This is a genomic window from Pseudomonas sp. B21-054 (assembly GCF_026016345.1).
In the GTDB taxonomy this organism is placed as follows: Bacteria; Pseudomonadota; Gammaproteobacteria; order Pseudomonadales; family Pseudomonadaceae; genus Aquipseudomonas.
Genome location: NZ_CP087204.1, coordinates 4,190,931 through 4,205,875, shown reverse-complemented (window position 1 = coordinate 4,205,875; position 14,945 = coordinate 4,190,931). Strand labels below are relative to the sequence as shown.

The window sequence follows — 14,945 nt, the reverse complement described above, 5'->3', positions numbered from 1 at the left end:
ATAAGCGCCTACTTGGGTAGCGGCGAATTGACCGCTGGCGCGGGCGGCCGCTGGGGTTTGACCGACGTGCCGAAGGTGTTGCCCATGCGCACACCCGTGGCCGCCGGGGTCGCCAGGCCGATGTTGTTCGGTGCGCGTTTGTCGATCGGTACATTCAGCCCATCCTGCACGTGTTGCGCGGCAGTCTCGGCATGGGGATCGTTGCCCATCTGCCGGCTCAGGCAATTGTAGTCCGGGGTTTTATAGCCGCCGACGGTCACTTCGATACAGCCCGGGGCATCTTCGCCCTGGGCCCAGGGCAAGGCCATCAGAAGCCCGATGCCGGCTGTCATGCTCATCCATTGTTTCATCACTGACCTCTTGACCCGCCAAGGGGGATGATTCTTCGTGGTCAGTCTAGTGCGGCCCGGAGGATTTGTATCAGTTGTCATACGACATTCATAAATACCCATCAGGATGACGTTTTTCAACGGATACGTCAGTCGTGCAACAGGGCAAAACCGGGGGCGGACGCAGGCGTGGATCGGCCAGGACGCACCTGGGGCGGCTGGTGGTTGCGTGGTGTTTACTGGCCGAGCCGGTCCAGGCCAGTGGATTGGTGGACTTGGACATCGCCCCTCAGGAGCTGACGACGGCCCTTGAACAATTCAGCCGCGCGACTGGCATGGCGGTACTGGTGGATCACCCCTTGTCGAGCCGGCGCCAGACCTTAGGCGTCCAAGGGCTGTTCACGCCCGCTCAAGGGTTGAATGTGCTGCTCAGCGGCACCGGGCTGGCTGCGCATTACGCCCGTGCGGATGCATTCACCTTGCAACCGGTGCGGGTCCGCGAGGTGCCACTGCCCCCCGGCACCACCCCTGGCTTGAGCGACAGCAACTATGCGGCATCGATCCAGGCGGTGATCCAGCGCAACCTGTGTCATTCGCCGTTGACCAGGCCGGGCAGTTTTCGTGCGGTGCTGCAAGTGTGGATCGGCCGCGACGGCGTGGTGCAACACAGTCGGCTGGTCAGTTCCACGGGCGATGTATTGCGCGACAAGGCCCTGGTCAACAGTTTGCAAAACCTCAGGATCGACCGCCCGGCACCCAGTTCGCTGCGCCAGCCGGTGACCCTGCTTTTGTTACCCGACTCATCAGGAAAAAGCATGGAATGCACAGCAGGGGAAGAGGTGTCCGGGCAATGAAAGACACTGGCCGTAGCCCGATGGTCAAGCTGTTCCTCACCTCCTATGAGGATTTCAGGGTGCGCTTGCGCAGGCGCCTGGGCTCCGAGGAGCTGGCCAACGATGTGCTGCATGAAACCTACCTGAGAGTCGATCGCATGGTCGACACGCCGGACATCGCCCAGCCCAATGCCTATCTCTATCGCATGGCCCTGAACATCGCCGCCGACCGCCGGCAATCCGATGCCCGCCTGCTCACCGGCAGCGAGATCGAGGAGTTGTTGCAGGTCTCGGACGAAGCACTGGACCCGGCCCGGGTGGTGGGCGGGCAGAAAGAATTGCAGACACTGCTCAAGGCCTTGTACGAGTTGCCGGCGCGGCGCCGCCGGATCTTCATCGCCGCGCGCCTGGAAGAAGCCCCCCACCTGGAAATCTCCCAGCGCTTTGGCATTTCCACGCGCATGGTGGAGAAGGAAATCAAGGCTGCGCTGGGGCACTGCGCCCTGCGCCTGGAAAGAAAAGTCATTCAGCGGTTCGGTCCCGGCGCGGGAAAACCGTCTTGAGAGTAGAGACCCGACCCTTTGGTGAGTGTGTGTGCGCTTGAACATCTTCAGCATCGCTTCCCCTGACGTCACGCCCGAGGCCCGATTGGCCAGCGAGGCCCGTGACTGGCTGATCCTGCTGACCTCGGGACGCGCCACCGTCGCCGACGCCCGCGCCTTGCGCCAATGGTGTGGGCAAAGCCCCGAGCATGCGCGGGCATTCGAGCAGGCCAAGACGCTGTGGCACGGCTTGCAACCGGCCGCCGAGGCGGTGCATCGTCCTCGGCATTTCGGCCGGCGCGCCTTGCTGGGCGGCGCGATCGCCGCGTCGGCGGGGTTCCTGCTGATCCGCGCCACCGTGCCGGGTGGCGTTTCCGGGCTTGGTGCGGATTACGTCACCGAAGTGGGCGAGCAACGTCGGGTCGAACTGGGCGCCGGCGTGAGCCTTGAGCTCAATACTCAGACCCGTCTCAGTCGCCTTCCGTTGGCCGAGGGCAGGCAGGACTTGGAATTGCTCGCCGGGGAGGTCGAAGTGTCGGGCAGCAGCACTGCGACGGTCAGCGTCCAGGCCGGCGCCGGCTGGATCAGCGCTGCCCGCGCCCGGTTCAATATCCGCTATCTCGACCAGAGCGTCTGCACGACCTGCCTGGAGGGCGTGGTTCAGATCCAGGTGCAAGGCCAACACTTTCGCCTCGAGCCAGGCATGCAATTGACTTACGACCCCCGTCATGTCGGCAGTCCGCAAACCGCCGATGTGCCGTCTGCCATTGCCTGGCGTGAACAGGTGCTGGTGTTCAACGACGCGACCCTGGCGAGCGTTATCGATGAGATCAACCGCTACCGGCCCGGCATGTTGTTGCTGCTCAATCGCGAACTGGGCCTGCGCAAGGTCCAGGCCCGTTTCCGCCTCGATCAGCTCGCTGGCGTGGCGCTGCTGATTCGCGATGCCTACGGTGCCAAGTGCACCGAGTTGCCGGGTGGGGTGGTGGTGCTGAGCTAAGTGGCTTAGTCCAAGGGCCCCAGCACCTGGCGATAGCGTTCAGCCCCCTGGGGCGTCTGCCGGGTCAGGCTGATCTCGATGCCCGCCGGGTTTTCCTGCTGGTTGCCGCTGAGTTTGCGCCAGCCTTTTTCCTTGTCCCAGAACCGCAGCCCCGCATCGCTGACTTCACTGAGCACAGCAACCCCCGCGCCCGGCGCCGGCAAAGGGTAGCGGCTGCGGGACTCGCCCTGGGCGCGGTAAAGCGTGTCGCCCTTGAGCCACCAGCGGACCCGTTGCAGCCCGCCCTCCAGATCGGCGGCCTCGCGGATCACGTCCAGGCGAAAACCCTGGCCGTCGGTGCTGCGTACTGTGAGGGCGGGCGGGGCCGTCGAGGGTTCGTCGTCGGCGCCGGGCCTGACCGGTTCGCTCAACTCGATGCTGGCGCGCAGGGCGACGTCGCGCTCCAGTTGGTTCAACACCCGCAGCAAAGCTTCGGTCTGCTCAGTGCTGGCCTGCAAGTGGCTGTCGGCCCGGGTGACGCTGTCCAGCCCACGCCAGGCGATCAGACTGACCACCGCCATCAGCAGAATCGCCACCATGACTTCAAGTAAGGTGAAGCCCGTCTCCCGGCCGCTCATTGCACCTGCACCCGGCCGGTGGGGCTGCGTTGCACGATGAAACTGTTCTGGCCGTCCGACAGGCGGATGAGCAAAGGGGCGCCGATCCATTCGGCATCGAGCACGACACGCTGCTTGGGCTCCACACGAATCTCCATGGACGGGCTCTGCCACCGTCGCGGGTGCAACTGTGGGTCTTCCTTGAAGCGGTCCAGCCCCGGCCCTTGGTCCAGACGACGGCTGAAGCCGAACCCCTTGGCGTCCCCCCGCCAGGTGATTGGCCGCCCGTCGGTGCGCGCTTCCGTCTGGGCCAGTTGCAGCAGTTGTGCCAGCTGTTGGGCATCCTGGCGCAGCAGCTTCGCCGGGTCCGGCTTGATGCTCAGGCTCACGGCGGCGCTGGCGATGCCGACGATCACCAGCACCACCATCAATTCGATCAGGGTGAAACCGCGTTGCTTGCCGCACATGGGCGCGCTCCTTTGCATCGGTACCTATCCTGCCGGGTGAAGATGATAGGGATGTGAAATAAAACGGAGAGAATTGCCGCGTACGCTGGACACTGGATCGAAAAGGAGATCAAGCCATGACGTTCATCGAGCGAGTGTCCGCGGCACAAATCGTACAGGCGCTGGGGTTGTTGGCGGCGCTGGCCGGGGTGGCGACCTGGTCGTCACTGCTGCTGACGTCCGCCGAGTCACGCACCCCGGACGTGGCCCCGCAACGCATGGCCGAGGGCTCCGATAGTCCGGCGTTGCAATGGTTCTCCAACCAGCCGGCGACGGTGGAAATCAAGGTCAGCGGGGTGATGGCTGGTGCTCGCGGGGCCGTGGCGATCCTGAGCCTCAACGACGGACCGCCGCGCAGCTTCCTGGTAGGCGAGCGGGTCGCCCAAGGGGTGAGGTTGGTGTCGATCGAGGCACAAGCCGTAGTGATCGAGCGCGGCGGCGAGCAAACCCGGCTGGCGCTTGCGCGATTGCCGGATTCGGTGAGCTTGCCCTCGCTGACCCGTCCCTGAAATCACGGCGCCTCATCGACTGGTTTCTCGACTGAGCAACGTTTCCAGCCGAGCCAGCGGCGGCGCCTCGCGGCTGCGGTCGAACACGCTCAGCTCGACCCGCAGCATCCGCCCATCTTCCGCTGGGCGCAGGTTCTGTTCGCAGCGCAACGGCAATCGCCCCTGGTCACATTCGAAGACTTTCATACCCGGACCCGAGCGTCCTTCCAGGCGCAATTGCGCCAGTTGGCTGCGAGCCGCCAGCAGGGCGATGGATTTGTCCCGCAGCAAGCCGTTGCTCTGGGTCATCACCGCTGCCACGCGCACCGCCGCGGACATGGCCACGGCAATGATCGCCAGGGCCACCAGCACTTCGATCAGGGTGAAACCGGCTTGCTGGGCAGGGCGTGGCATCGGTCGGGCTCGATGGGCGAGGACAGCCCCCAAGCCTAGCTGGCGCGTTTGACAAAATGACGACGCAAGCTCCTGAGCAATTTCAATATCACTGACATATTTTCTTGCAACACTGCGCCTCGAATCGAATCCAGCGAAGGACCGTCGAGATGCAGATCGCCCGTTACAATACCCCAGGTCCACGCGGGCAGCAGGGTTTCACCCTGATTGAAATCATGGTCGTGGTGGTCATCCTTGGCATCCTCGCGGCGATGGTGGTGCCCAAGGTCCTCGACCGGCCCGACCAGGCCCGCGCCACGGCGGCGAAACAGGACATTGGCGGGCTGATGCAGGCCTTGAAGCTGTATCGCCTGGACCACGGCAGCTACCCCAGCATGAACCAGGGCCTCAAGGTGTTGGTGGAGCGGCCGGCCGATGCCAAGAACAGCACCTGGCGTTCCTACCTGGAGCGCCTGCCCAACGATCCATGGGGCCGCCCCTATAACTACCTCAACCCTGGCGCGAACGGCGAGGTCGATATCTTTTCCCTGGGAGCCGACGGCCAGCCCGACGGCGATGGCGTGAATGCCGATATCGGCTCCTGGCAGCTATAAGGGCCGTGATGCGAACGGATTCGCCCACAGCGGCGAAGCAGCGGGGCATGGCGGTCATCAGTGCCTTGCTGATCGCCGCCGTGGTGGCGGTGATCGCCGGCGGCATGCTCACCCGCCAGACCCTGTTCACCCGCAGCCTGGAAGCCGAGCAGCTACGTATCCAGGGCACCGCCCGGTTGCAGGGTGGCCTGCAAGTGAGCCGCCAGCTACTTTGGGACGCCCGCCAGCGCGACCCCTTGACGCGCTTCGGCCAGGCCTGGGCAAAACCTATCGTGATGCCGGGCTCCGACCGGGTCGACACGCCATTCGCAGGGCAATTGGAGGATGAACAGGGCAAGTTCAACCTGCGTAACCTGGTGACCAACGAGCAGGTGGATCAGGAACAACTGCGGGCCTTCGAGCGGCTGTGCGAGCAGCTTGGCGTCGCCGCCACGGTCCGGGCGCGGATCGTCGAGCGGGTGATTGCCGGCTATCCGCGCCAGTCGAATCCGGAGCGCGCCGGCAAGATGCCCGCGAGCACTACGTTCGACAGTGGTCGAAGCACCGCCCCGGACGCAGCCGGCGCCTTGGCGCCGACACGACCAATGCTCCGCGCCCTGCAAGACCTGGGCAACGTCAAGGGCGTTACCCCGGCATTGCTGGAGACGCTGGCCCCTTACGTCACGATCCTGCCGGCCAACACCTGGCTCAACGGCAACACCGCCAGCGCTCCGGTGCTGGCCGCCTACGTACCGGGGTTGTCGTTGCAACGGGCCCAGGCGCTGATCAATGAACGCGACGGCGGCCACTGGTTCATCAACCGTGGGGATTTCGTCAATCGCCTGCGCATGCCGGAGTTGGAAACCAGCGCCGTCAAGGTCGGCATCACCAGTGACTGGTTCCGCTTGCGGGGCCAGGCGCGCAGCGGTCAACGGCGGGTCGAGCTGGATGCCTTGCTGCACTGCAGTCAGGACCGATTGCCCCAAGTGATCTGGTCGCGGGTGGGTGTATGAGTCGTTTGCGCATCGCCCTGGCGCCGCTGGACGGCCTGGGCCTCGACAGCCCGGTGGCGTTTGCCTGGCTGGATCGCCAGGGCCAGGTTCGTGACACCGGAACCAGCAGCCTGAGGGCCCTCGGTCGGGACACGAAGAACCTTGCGGTCGAGTGTTTTCTTCATCCGCGCGACAGCTTGCTGACGAGTCTGGAACTGCCGCCGTTGCCCTCGGCGAAGATCACCGCTGCGGTCATTTGTGCCGCCCAGGCGCTGATGCTCGGTGCCAGCGACCAGATGCAGGTGGCCCACGGCCCGCGAGGCGCAGACGGGCAGGTGCCGGTCACCTGGCTGGACCGCGATTCCTTGAACAACCTGGGCCAGATTCTCCTTCGGGCCGGCCTCAAATTGCGCGGCCTTTATCCGGCGGCGTACGCCTTGCCGGTGCTGTCGGGGCCGGTGGCGTGCATCGACGACGGACACTTGCTGATGCGTCATGGCTCGCAACACGCCGTGGTCCAGCCACTGATGGAAGATGCGCTGGACGAGTGGCTGCTGGAAATGGGCAGCGGCCTGCATTGGGTGGGTGAGCCGCCGAAAGCGGCAATCGATCGTTTGCCCGCTACCGAGCGCTGGACTGGCGCCGCGCCGGGGTGGGGCCTGCATGCCGGGTTGACGCGGGATCGGGTCGGGCGCGGGGGGTGGGGACGGGCAGTGGGAATCTGCGCATTGGCGTCGGCGGTCTGGGTGCTCGGGTTGAATCTTTACGCCTCCCGTGAAGCCGCTCAGGGTCAACGGCTCAAGGCGCAAATGATCCAACGGGTCAAGCAGGCGTTTCCTGAGCTGCCAGTGATTCTCAACCCCTTGCAGCAGGCACGCCAGCAGATCGCCGCGCGGCAGAGCGGTTCGGTGACCGACCCGGCGCAGCGCTTCGCCAGTCTGGTGCGGCAGGCGGGCAGTGTCATGCCGTTCATGAGTGGCAACGTGCAGGAGCTGGTATTCGAAAACGGTGAGTTGCGCCTGAATAGGGTGGCCGAAGCGCAGAAAGTCGCTGTGGGCGACGACTGGAAAATGCCCCTGGTCCAGGCGGGTATCGAGGTCGTGGCCATTGACCAGGGTTGGACGTTGCGCGTGGCGCCTGCCGGACAGGGCGGTCAGGACAGTGCCGACGAAACCCAGGACGCAAATGATGAATAAGTCATTTGCGCTGCAACTGATGGCGCGCTGGCAAAGCCTTCGCGCGGCCTGGCTGGGTCTTGCCGCGCGGGAACAGCGTGCCGTGGCCCTGGCGGCGCTGGTGCTGGGTAGCGGCCTGGTTTGGCTGGCGCTGATCGAGCCGCCGCTGAAAACCATCGCCCACTGGCAGGCCGAGACCCCGAAGCTGCGCTCGCAGAGCGAAGCCCTCGAAGTGTTGCTGCGGGACGTTGGCGGACCTGTCCGGGGCCAATCCCTTGAAGCCGCCCTGCGCCAGACCTTGGAGGGCAGCGGCCTGGGCGACCATTACGAGCTACAAGCGCCGGGTGCCGATGCGCCGGGTGCCTGGCAGCTCACTTTCACCGACGCGCCGGCCGATGGCGTGATCGACTGGCTGCTGGGCAGTCCACGGCAATTTTCCCTGGAAGTGATCGAGGCCCGCTTGCAGCGCACGGCCCCGGCCAGTTCCGACCCAACCCCCGGCACTCTGTCCGGAACCGTTCGCATGAACCAGGCGTCAAGCGCTAAGGAAGCTTCATGAAGGGGTCCAGATACCCGCGTCATTGGCGCAAGGTCGCGCCGATGCTGTTGCTCGCATTGGGCGCGTGCACCAGCACGCCGCCGGCATCGCAGCCACCCTTGCTGGTGGACAGCGAGCTGGGCATGCCGTTGGGCAGTACCCAGCGCAGCGGCGACGTGCTATTGGATCGCCAACGGGCTCAGGCTTCGCGCGAACCGAAGCCAGCGGTGCGGCACCAAGTCGATCTCACGGCCCGCGCCCGCGAGCCGCGCAGCAGCGCTCCGGCGGCCACCCCCTTGGGTGATCAACCGGTGACGTTGAATTTCGTCGAGGCAGATATCCAGGCGGTCGTGCGAGCCTTGTCCCGTTCCACCGGGCAACAGTTCCTGGTCGACCCGCGGGTCAAAGGCAACCTGACCCTGGTCTCCGAAGGCCAGGTGCCGGCCCGCCAGGCCTACGAGATGCTGCTCGCCGCCTTGCGCATGCAGGGCTTCAGCGTGGTGGACGTCGGTGGTGTGGCCCAGGTGGTGCCTGAAGCCGATGCCAAGTTGCTGGGCGGGCCGATCTACAGCGCCGACAAACCGGCCGGCAACGGCATGCTGACCCGTACCTTTCGCCTGCAATACGAAAACGCGGTGAACCTGATCCCGGTGCTGCGCCCGATCGTCTCGCCGAACAACCCGATCAATGCGTACCCCGGCAACAACACCATTGTCGTTACCGATTACGCCGAGAACCTGTCCCGTGTCGCGCAGCTCATCGAGGGCATCGACACCCCGAGCGCCATCGACACCGACGTGGTGCCGATCCAGAACGGCATCGCCGTCGACATTGCGCAGATGGTCTCCGATCTGCTGGAGACCCAGGGCGGCGACCAGACCCAGAAGATCAACGTGATCGGCGACCCGCGCTCCAATTCCATCATCATCCGCGCCGGCAGCCCCGAGCGGACCGAGCTGGCGCGAAACCTGATCTACAAGCTCGACAATGCCCAGAACAACCCGAGCAATCTGCACGTGGTGTACCTGCGCAACGCCCAGGCCGCGAAACTGGCCCAGGCCTTGCGCGGCTTGCTCACCGGGGAAAGCGAAGGCGAGGGCAACGACAATTCGCGCTCGGTGCTCAGCGGCATGGGCGCCAGCACCAACGGCCAGAGCGGGCAGGGGAACGAAAGCGGCACCAGCCCTGCGGGTGGCGTCGGCTCGACCAGCAGCAACGGCTACGCCAAGAGCAGCAGCGGGCCAACCTCCACCACGACCCAGAGCGAGCAGAACACAGCCTTCAGCGCCGGTGGCGTGACCATCCAGGCCGACGCCACCACCAACACCTTGCTGATTTCCGCTCCGGACCCGCTGTACCGCAACCTGCGTGAGGTCATCGACCTGCTGGACCAGCGCCGGGCCCAGGTGGTGATCGAGAGCCTGATCGTCGAAGTCGGCGAAGACGATGCCAGTGAGTTCGGCGTGCAATGGCAGACCGGCAACCTGGGCGGCAGCGGCGTGATCGGCGGGGTCAACCTCGGTGGCACCGGGCTCAACCTTAACGGCAAGACCAGCATCGACGTATTGCCCCAGGGCCTGAACCTGGGCCTGGTCAACGGCACGGTGGACATCCCAGGCATTGGCAAGATCCTCGACCTCAAGGTGCTGGCCCGGGCCTTGAAGAGCAAGGGCGGCACCAACGTGTTGTCGACGCCGAACCTGCTGACCCTGGACAACGAAGCGGCAAGCATTTTCGTCGGCCAGACTATCCCCTTCGTCAGCGGCAGCTACGTCACCGGCGGGGGCGGTACCAGCAACAACCCGTTCCAGACTGTGACTCGTGAAGAAGTGGGGCTGAAGCTCAACGTCCGCCCGCAGATTTCCGAAGGCGGCACGGTCAAGCTCGACATCTACCAGGAGGTCAGCAGCGTCGACAACCGCGCCTCCAGCACCACGGGAATCGTCACCAACAAACGTGCCATCGACACCAGCATCCTGCTGGACGACGGGCAGATCATGGTCCTCGGCGGATTGCTGCAGGACGGCTACAGCCAGAGCAATGACGCGGTGCCTTGGCTGTCGACCATCCCCGGTATCGGTGCGCTGTTTCGCAACGAGCGGCGGCAGGTCACCAAGACCAACCTGATGGTGTTCCTGCGGCCCTACATCATCCGCGACACAGCGGCCGGACGCGGCATCACCCTCAATCGCTACGACTTCATGCGCCGCGCCCAGGGCCTGCTGCAACCGGAGCGCAGTTGGGCGCTGCCGGACGTGCAGGCGCCGCAACTGCCGGCCTCGGCCCGGGCGATTCCCAGCACCACGCCCGTCGGGCTGCAAACGCCGAGGGCGGTGATCAAGGCGGTGCCTGTCGAAGGAGGCATTCGCTGATGAAGAACAACCCTGGAAACACTGCATTTGTGGCGAGGGGATTTATCCCCGTTGGGCTGCGCAGCGGCCCCAAAAAATCTTACAACTTCCACCTGGCATACCGTGGTGTCAGGCTGGGGGCTGCTGCGCAGCCCAGCGGGGATAAATCCCCTCGCCACAGGTTTTGTGCATGGCCAAGTGGCCGGGGGTTGTTGCCATGAACACCCTCCCATACGCCTGGGCCAAGGCCCAGCGCCTGGTGCTGCGCCAGTCCGCGGAAGAGGCGGTGTTGATGGTGTGCCCTTCGACGCCGGGCTGGTCCATCAGCGAAGTGCGTCGCCAGTTCGGTGAGGTGCGGCTGGAGCGGGTGCGTGACGAGGAACTCGATGGTCTGCTCAATACGGCCTATGCCGACACCGGCAGCGCCGCCGCCGTGGTGGGCGCGGCGGAGAATGAGGTGGACCTCGACCGTCTGATGCAGGACATTCCCGAGATCACCGACCTGTTGGATACCCAGGACGGCGCGCCGGTGATCCGCATGATCAACGCCTTGCTGACCCAGGCCGCCCGGGACGAGGCCAGCGACATTCACATCGAGCCCTATGAGAGCCATTCGGTGGTGCGCTACCGGGTCGACGGCACCCTGCGCGATGTGGTTTCGCCACGCAAGGCCCTGCACGGCGCGCTGGTGTCGCGGATCAAGATCATGGCCCAGCTCGACATCGCCGAAAAACGCCTGCCCCAGGATGGTCGCATCGCCCTGCGCGTCGCCGGTCGACCGATCGATATCCGCGTCTCGACGGTGCCCACCGGCCACGGCGAGCGGGTGGTGATGCGCCTGCTGGACAAACAGGCCGGACGCCTGCAACTGGAAACCCTGGGCATGGACCCGGACGTACTGGGCAAGCTCGATCATCTGATTCGCCAGCCCCACGGCATCGTGCTGGTCACCGGTCCCACCGGCAGTGGCAAGACCACCAGCCTCTACGCCGCCCTGGCTCGTCTGGACGCCAGCACCAGCAACATCCTCACCGTCGAAGACCCGGTGGAATACGACCTGCCGGGCATCAGCCAGATCCAGGTCAATGCCAAGATCGACATGACCTTTGCCCTGGCCTTGCGGGCGATCCTGCGCCAGGACCCGGACATCATCATGATCGGCGAAATCCGCGACCTGGAAACCGCGCAAATCGCCGTACAGGCCTCGCTCACCGGTCACCTCGTGTTGGCCACGTTGCACACCAACGACGCGGTGTCGGCGATCAACCGCCTGATCGACATGGGCGTCGAACCTTTCCTGCTGGCCTCGTCGATGCTCGGTGTGTTGGCCCAGCGTCTGGTGCGCAGGCTCTGCCCACACTGCAAGCAACCTGATCCGGCCACGCCCGGGACCTGGCGCCCGGTGGGGTGCCCGAGCTGTAACCAGACCGGCTACAGCGGTCGCACCGGTATCCATGAATTGTTCTGCATCGACGACGACATCCGCACGCTGATCCATCAAGGGGCAGGGGAGCAGGCCCTGCGCGCCGCCGCCCGCCAGGCCGGCATGTTCAGCATGCGCGAGGACGGCGAGCGCTGGGTGCGCAGTGGCATCACGGCCCCTGAAGAAATCCTGCGCGTGACACGGGACGCCTGATGAATCGCTACCGTTTTGAAGCCGCCGACGCCACCGGCAAGATCGAGGTCGGCCACCTGGAAGCTGACAGCCAGGGCGCGGCTTTCAACTTGTTGCGCAGTCGCGGACTGACGGCATTGCAGGTGCAGGTCGAGCGCAACACGACACCGGCCAATGGCGGTGGTTTGTTCAGCGCCAAACTCTCGGACAACGACCTGGCCTGGGCCACCCGGCAGCTGGCGAGTCTGTTGGGGGCGAGCTTGCCACTGGAGGCGGCGTTGAGCGCCACCGTGGAACAGGCGGAAAAAAAACACATCGCCCAGACCCTCAGCGCGGTGCGCGCCGATGTGCGCAGCGGCATGCGCCTGGCTGAAGCCCTGGCGGCGCGGCCACGGGATTTTCCGGAAATCTACCGCGCGCTGATTGCCGCCGGCGAAGAATCCGGCGACCTGGCCCAGGTGATGGAGCGGCTGGCGGACTACATCGAGGAGCGCAACAACCTGCGGGGCAAGATCCTCACGGCGTTCATCTATCCGGGTGTGGTGGGGCTGGTGTCGATCGCCATCGTGATTTTCCTGCTCAGCTACGTGGTGCCCCAAGTGGTCAGCGCGTTTTCCCAGGCCCGTCAGGACCTGCCCGGGCTGACACTGGCGATGCTCACCGCCAGTGACTTCATCCGCGCCTGGGGCTGGCTATGCTTTTGTATATTGGCCGGTGGCTTCTGGAGTTGGCGGATGTACCTGCGCAAGCCCCAGGCGCGGTTGAAATGGCATGCGCGAGTGCTGCGCCTGCCGCTGATCGGGCGATTCGTGCTGGGGCTCAACACCGCGCGTTTTGCCTCGACCCTGGCGATTCTCGGCGGCGCCGGGGTGCCCTTGTTGCGAGCGCTTGAGGCTGCGCGCCAGACCCTGTCCAACGACCGCCTGAGCCTGAGCGTCAGCGATGCCACCGCCAAGGTCCGCGAAGGGGTCAACCTGGCAGCCGCGCTGCGGGTGGAAAAAGTCTTCCCACCGGTGCTGATCCACCTGATCGCCAGCGGCGAAAAAACCGGCTGCCTGCCACCGATGCTCGAACGCGCCGCACAGACCCTGTCCCGCGACATCGAACGCCGCGCCATGGGCATGACCGCGCTGCTGGAACCGCTGATGATCGTGGTCATGGGCGGGGTGGTGCTGGTGATCGTCATGGCGGTGCTGTTGCCGATCATCGAGATCAATCAGTTGGTTCAATAACCCGCCCTTCTGGTTGACACGCACCGTGTGGCAAACACGGTCCCTGTGGCGAGGGGAGTTATCCCCGTTGGGGTGCGAAGCGCCCCCCACAACTGCCGCCTCGATGTGTCAGTCGAATTGATATGGGGCTGCTGCGCACCCCCAACGGGGATAAATCCCCTCGCCACAAAAGCATACCGAGCAAAATAAAAGTTGAGGCCGTCAACACCTCCCGAGCCTCGCCATCGCCAAACTCGGGTTCCTCGTTCTGTCATGTTTCGCCGCTGCACGACGGCCTGCCGCCGACTTCGCTGGCAACTCTTTCCGCATCCCCGAAAAACCAGCTTGAACCCTTAGTCCAGAGCCCTCGAACACCCGAGGAAAAAACCCGAAAAACAGCCCTCAGCTCCCGAGGTTTTTTCCTTTATCTGTCACCGGAAACTGCGAATTTCTAACCCATGGCCTCACCCCATCGCCACCGGCACAGGACCGAGCGCCATGACGGCAAGCACGCGTCAATCAACCAACGTACGAACACGATGAAAGGAGATTCTTCATGTTTAAGCGCAACGTTCTCGCGGTATCCCTGACCCTCGCCGGCCTCTGCGCCGCTCAGGCCGCCATGGCTGATGTCAATGGCGGTGGTGCTACCTTGCCTGCGCCGCTGTACCAGACTTCCGGCGTATTGACTGCCGGTTTTGCCCCTTACCTCGGTGTGGGCAGCGGTAACGGCAAACTGGCTTTCCTGAACAACGACTACACCAAGATCAAGCCGGGTGACACCAGCAACCCACCGAAGAACGTGCACTGGGCTGGCAGTGACTCCAAACTCAGCGCCACTGAGCTGAGCGGCTACGTCACCGCTCACGGTACTGCCTGGGGCCCACTGATCCAGGTGCCTTCGGTCGCTACTTCGGTTGCCATTCCGTTCAACAAGACCGGCACTGCTAACGTCAACCTGAGCGTCAACCAGTTGTGCGGTGTTTTCTCCGGCCGTCTGACTGACTGGAGCCAGATCACCGGTTCGGGCCGTACCGGCACGATCACCGTGGTTTACCGTGCAGAAAGCAGCGGCACCACCGAGCTGTTCACCCGCTTCCTGAACGCGAAGTGCGCTGAAACCGGCACCTTCGCCATCACCACCAACTTCGCTTCCAGCTACAGTGGTGGCCTGCCAGCCAGCGTTGTAGCCGCTAATGGTAGCGAGGGTGTCATGACCGCCCTGAACGCAGTCCAAGGTCGCATCACCTACATGAGCCCGGATTACGCAGCGACTACCCTGGCGGGTCTGGATGACGCCACCAAGGTTGCCCGCGTTGCCGGTGTTTCCCCTGCACCAGCCAACGTTTCAGCCGCCATCGCTGCTGTTCCAGTACCAGCCGCCGCCAACCGCGCCAACCCGAACGCCTGGGTGCCGGTGTTCGCGGCTACCACCAACCCTAACGATCCAAGCGTAGTAGCTTACCCAGCCACCGGCTATCCGATCCTGGGCTTTACCAACCTGATCTTCAGCCAGTGCTATGCCGACGCTGCGCAAACCACTCAGGTGCGCGACTTCTTCACCCGTCATTACAACGCAACTGCGGCCAGCAACAACGACGCCGCTATCACCGCCAACCGCTTTGTGCCGCTCCCAGCGACTTGGAAAACCGCCATTCGTAGCAGCTTCGTGACCGCAACCAATGCACTGAGCATCGGTAATGCGAACGTCTGCAACGGCATCGGTCGTCCGCTGTAACGTCAAGCCTGAGTGACAAGCAACACCGATCAGCGACGGCGAAAG

Annotated in this window: 16 protein-coding genes; 12 read left to right on the top strand and 4 right to left on the bottom strand. The window is 64.5% G+C overall.

Annotation, left to right across the window (positions count from 1 at the left end; genetic code table 11):
* Positions 1-8: 8 nt before the first annotated feature.
* Positions 9-350, bottom strand: a complete 342-nt coding sequence (locus tag LOY70_RS18215; protein ID WP_265028767.1) for a hypothetical protein — start codon at positions 348-350, stop codon at positions 9-11.
* A 200-nt stretch (positions 351-550) separates the two neighbouring features.
* Between LOY70_RS18215 and LOY70_RS18210 the strand changes: the two genes are divergently transcribed.
* The 3 genes from LOY70_RS18210 to LOY70_RS18200 are packed head-to-tail and all read left to right on the top strand — an operon-like array spanning position 551 to position 2,704.
* Positions 551-1,183 carry a TonB C-terminal domain-containing protein gene (locus LOY70_RS18210; protein WP_265038115.1) on the top strand — a complete coding sequence of 211 codons (633 nt, stop codon included), beginning with the start codon at positions 551-553 and terminating at the stop codon, positions 1,181-1,183.
* Positions 1,180-1,725 (top strand): sigma-70 family RNA polymerase sigma factor, encoded by a 546-nt coding sequence (locus LOY70_RS18205; protein WP_123413469.1) that lies wholly within the window; start codon positions 1,180-1,182, stop codon positions 1,723-1,725. The genes LOY70_RS18210 and LOY70_RS18205 overlap by 4 nt, the downstream gene beginning before the upstream one ends.
* 37 nt (positions 1,726-1,762) lie before the next feature.
* Positions 1,763-2,704, top strand: coding sequence for a FecR family protein (locus LOY70_RS18200; RefSeq protein ID WP_265038113.1), 942 nt, complete (start codon positions 1,763-1,765; stop codon positions 2,702-2,704).
* A gap of 5 nt (positions 2,705-2,709) precedes the next feature.
* Here LOY70_RS18200 and LOY70_RS18195 read toward each other — a convergent pair whose 3' ends face one another.
* Together LOY70_RS18195 and gspH are read right to left on the bottom strand one after the other, a co-directional pair.
* The gene (locus LOY70_RS18195) at positions 2,710-3,321 is read right to left on the bottom strand and encodes a type II secretion system protein J (protein WP_265028766.1); all 612 of its coding nucleotides are present in this window, start codon (positions 3,319-3,321) and stop codon (positions 2,710-2,712) included.
* Entirely contained in the window at positions 3,318-3,767 is a 450-nt protein-coding gene (gene gspH / locus LOY70_RS18190) for a type II secretion system minor pseudopilin GspH (RefSeq protein ID WP_265028765.1), read from the bottom strand. Before gspH ends, LOY70_RS18195 begins: the two co-directional genes overlap by 4 nt.
* A gap of 116 nt (positions 3,768-3,883) precedes the next feature.
* Here gspH and LOY70_RS18185 point away from each other — a divergent pair, with 116 nt between their 5' ends.
* Entirely contained in the window at positions 3,884-4,315 is a 432-nt protein-coding gene (locus tag LOY70_RS18185; RefSeq protein ID WP_265028764.1) for a type II secretion system protein N, read from the top strand.
* A 12-nt stretch (positions 4,316-4,327) separates the two neighbouring features.
* Here LOY70_RS18185 and gspI read toward each other — a convergent pair whose 3' ends face one another.
* Positions 4,328-4,708 (bottom strand): type II secretion system minor pseudopilin GspI, encoded by a 381-nt coding sequence (gspI, locus tag LOY70_RS18180; RefSeq protein ID WP_265028763.1) that lies wholly within the window; start codon positions 4,706-4,708, stop codon positions 4,328-4,330.
* A 149-nt stretch (positions 4,709-4,857) separates the two neighbouring features.
* Between gspI and gspG the strand changes: the two genes are divergently transcribed.
* The 8 genes from gspG to LOY70_RS18140 all read left to right on the top strand — a co-directional run bounded on the left by gspG (position 4,858) and on the right by LOY70_RS18140 (position 14,900).
* The gene (gspG, locus tag LOY70_RS18175) at positions 4,858-5,301 is read left to right on the top strand and encodes a type II secretion system major pseudopilin GspG (RefSeq protein ID WP_123413473.1); all 444 of its coding nucleotides are present in this window, start codon (positions 4,858-4,860) and stop codon (positions 5,299-5,301) included.
* A gap of 8 nt (positions 5,302-5,309) precedes the next feature.
* A complete protein-coding gene (gspK, locus tag LOY70_RS18170; RefSeq protein ID WP_265028762.1) occupies positions 5,310-6,293 on the top strand; it encodes a type II secretion system minor pseudopilin GspK in 984 nt (327 codons plus the stop codon).
* On the top strand, positions 6,290-7,468 hold the full coding sequence (gspL, locus tag LOY70_RS18165) for a type II secretion system protein GspL (RefSeq protein WP_265028761.1): 1,179 nt from the start codon (positions 6,290-6,292) through the stop codon (positions 7,466-7,468). The genes gspK and gspL overlap by 4 nt, the downstream gene beginning before the upstream one ends.
* The gene (locus LOY70_RS18160; RefSeq protein ID WP_265028760.1) at positions 7,461-8,006 is read left to right on the top strand and encodes a type II secretion system protein M; all 546 of its coding nucleotides are present in this window, start codon (positions 7,461-7,463) and stop codon (positions 8,004-8,006) included. Before gspL ends, LOY70_RS18160 begins: the two co-directional genes overlap by 8 nt.
* On the top strand, positions 8,003-10,357 hold the full coding sequence (gene gspD / locus LOY70_RS18155; RefSeq protein WP_265028759.1) for a type II secretion system secretin GspD: 2,355 nt from the start codon (positions 8,003-8,005) through the stop codon (positions 10,355-10,357). The genes LOY70_RS18160 and gspD overlap by 4 nt, the downstream gene beginning before the upstream one ends.
* Before the next feature lie 196 nt (positions 10,358-10,553).
* Positions 10,554-11,972, top strand: coding sequence for a type II secretion system ATPase GspE (gspE, locus tag LOY70_RS18150; protein WP_265028758.1), 1,419 nt, complete (start codon positions 10,554-10,556; stop codon positions 11,970-11,972).
* On the top strand, positions 11,972-13,183 hold the full coding sequence (gene gspF, locus LOY70_RS18145) for a type II secretion system inner membrane protein GspF (protein ID WP_265028757.1): 1,212 nt from the start codon (positions 11,972-11,974) through the stop codon (positions 13,181-13,183). The genes gspE and gspF overlap by 1 nt, the downstream gene beginning before the upstream one ends.
* Before the next feature lie 535 nt (positions 13,184-13,718).
* Positions 13,719-14,900 (top strand): substrate-binding domain-containing protein, encoded by a 1,182-nt coding sequence (locus tag LOY70_RS18140; RefSeq protein ID WP_265028756.1) that lies wholly within the window; start codon positions 13,719-13,721, stop codon positions 14,898-14,900.
* Positions 14,901-14,945: the final 45 nt, after the last annotated feature.

Coding starts and splice junctions, on each gene's coding strand:
- LOY70_RS18160 (WP_265028760.1), top strand. CDS start 7,461: ATGAATAAGTCATTTGCGCTGCAACTGATGGCGCGCTGGCAAAGCCTT.
- gspH (WP_265028765.1), bottom strand. CDS start 3,767: ATGTGCGGCAAGCAACGCGGTTTCACCCTGATCGAATTGATGGTGGTG.
- LOY70_RS18195 (WP_265028766.1), bottom strand. CDS start 3,321: ATGAGCGGCCGGGAGACGGGCTTCACCTTACTTGAAGTCATGGTGGCG.
- gspI (WP_265028763.1), bottom strand. CDS start 4,708: ATGCCACGCCCTGCCCAGCAAGCCGGTTTCACCCTGATCGAAGTGCTG.
- gspD (WP_265028759.1), top strand. CDS start 8,003: ATGAAGGGGTCCAGATACCCGCGTCATTGGCGCAAGGTCGCGCCGATG.
- LOY70_RS18140 (WP_265028756.1), top strand. CDS start 13,719: ATGTTTAAGCGCAACGTTCTCGCGGTATCCCTGACCCTCGCCGGCCTC.
- gspE (WP_265028758.1), top strand. CDS start 10,554: ATGAACACCCTCCCATACGCCTGGGCCAAGGCCCAGCGCCTGGTGCTG.
- LOY70_RS18185 (WP_265028764.1), top strand. CDS start 3,884: ATGACGTTCATCGAGCGAGTGTCCGCGGCACAAATCGTACAGGCGCTG.
- gspK (WP_265028762.1), top strand. CDS start 5,310: ATGCGAACGGATTCGCCCACAGCGGCGAAGCAGCGGGGCATGGCGGTC.
- gspL (WP_265028761.1), top strand. CDS start 6,290: ATGAGTCGTTTGCGCATCGCCCTGGCGCCGCTGGACGGCCTGGGCCTC.
- gspF (WP_265028757.1), top strand. CDS start 11,972: ATGAATCGCTACCGTTTTGAAGCCGCCGACGCCACCGGCAAGATCGAG.
- gspG (WP_123413473.1), top strand. CDS start 4,858: ATGCAGATCGCCCGTTACAATACCCCAGGTCCACGCGGGCAGCAGGGT.
- LOY70_RS18215 (WP_265028767.1), bottom strand. CDS start 350: ATGAAACAATGGATGAGCATGACAGCCGGCATCGGGCTTCTGATGGCC.
- LOY70_RS18205 (WP_123413469.1), top strand. CDS start 1,180: ATGAAAGACACTGGCCGTAGCCCGATGGTCAAGCTGTTCCTCACCTCC.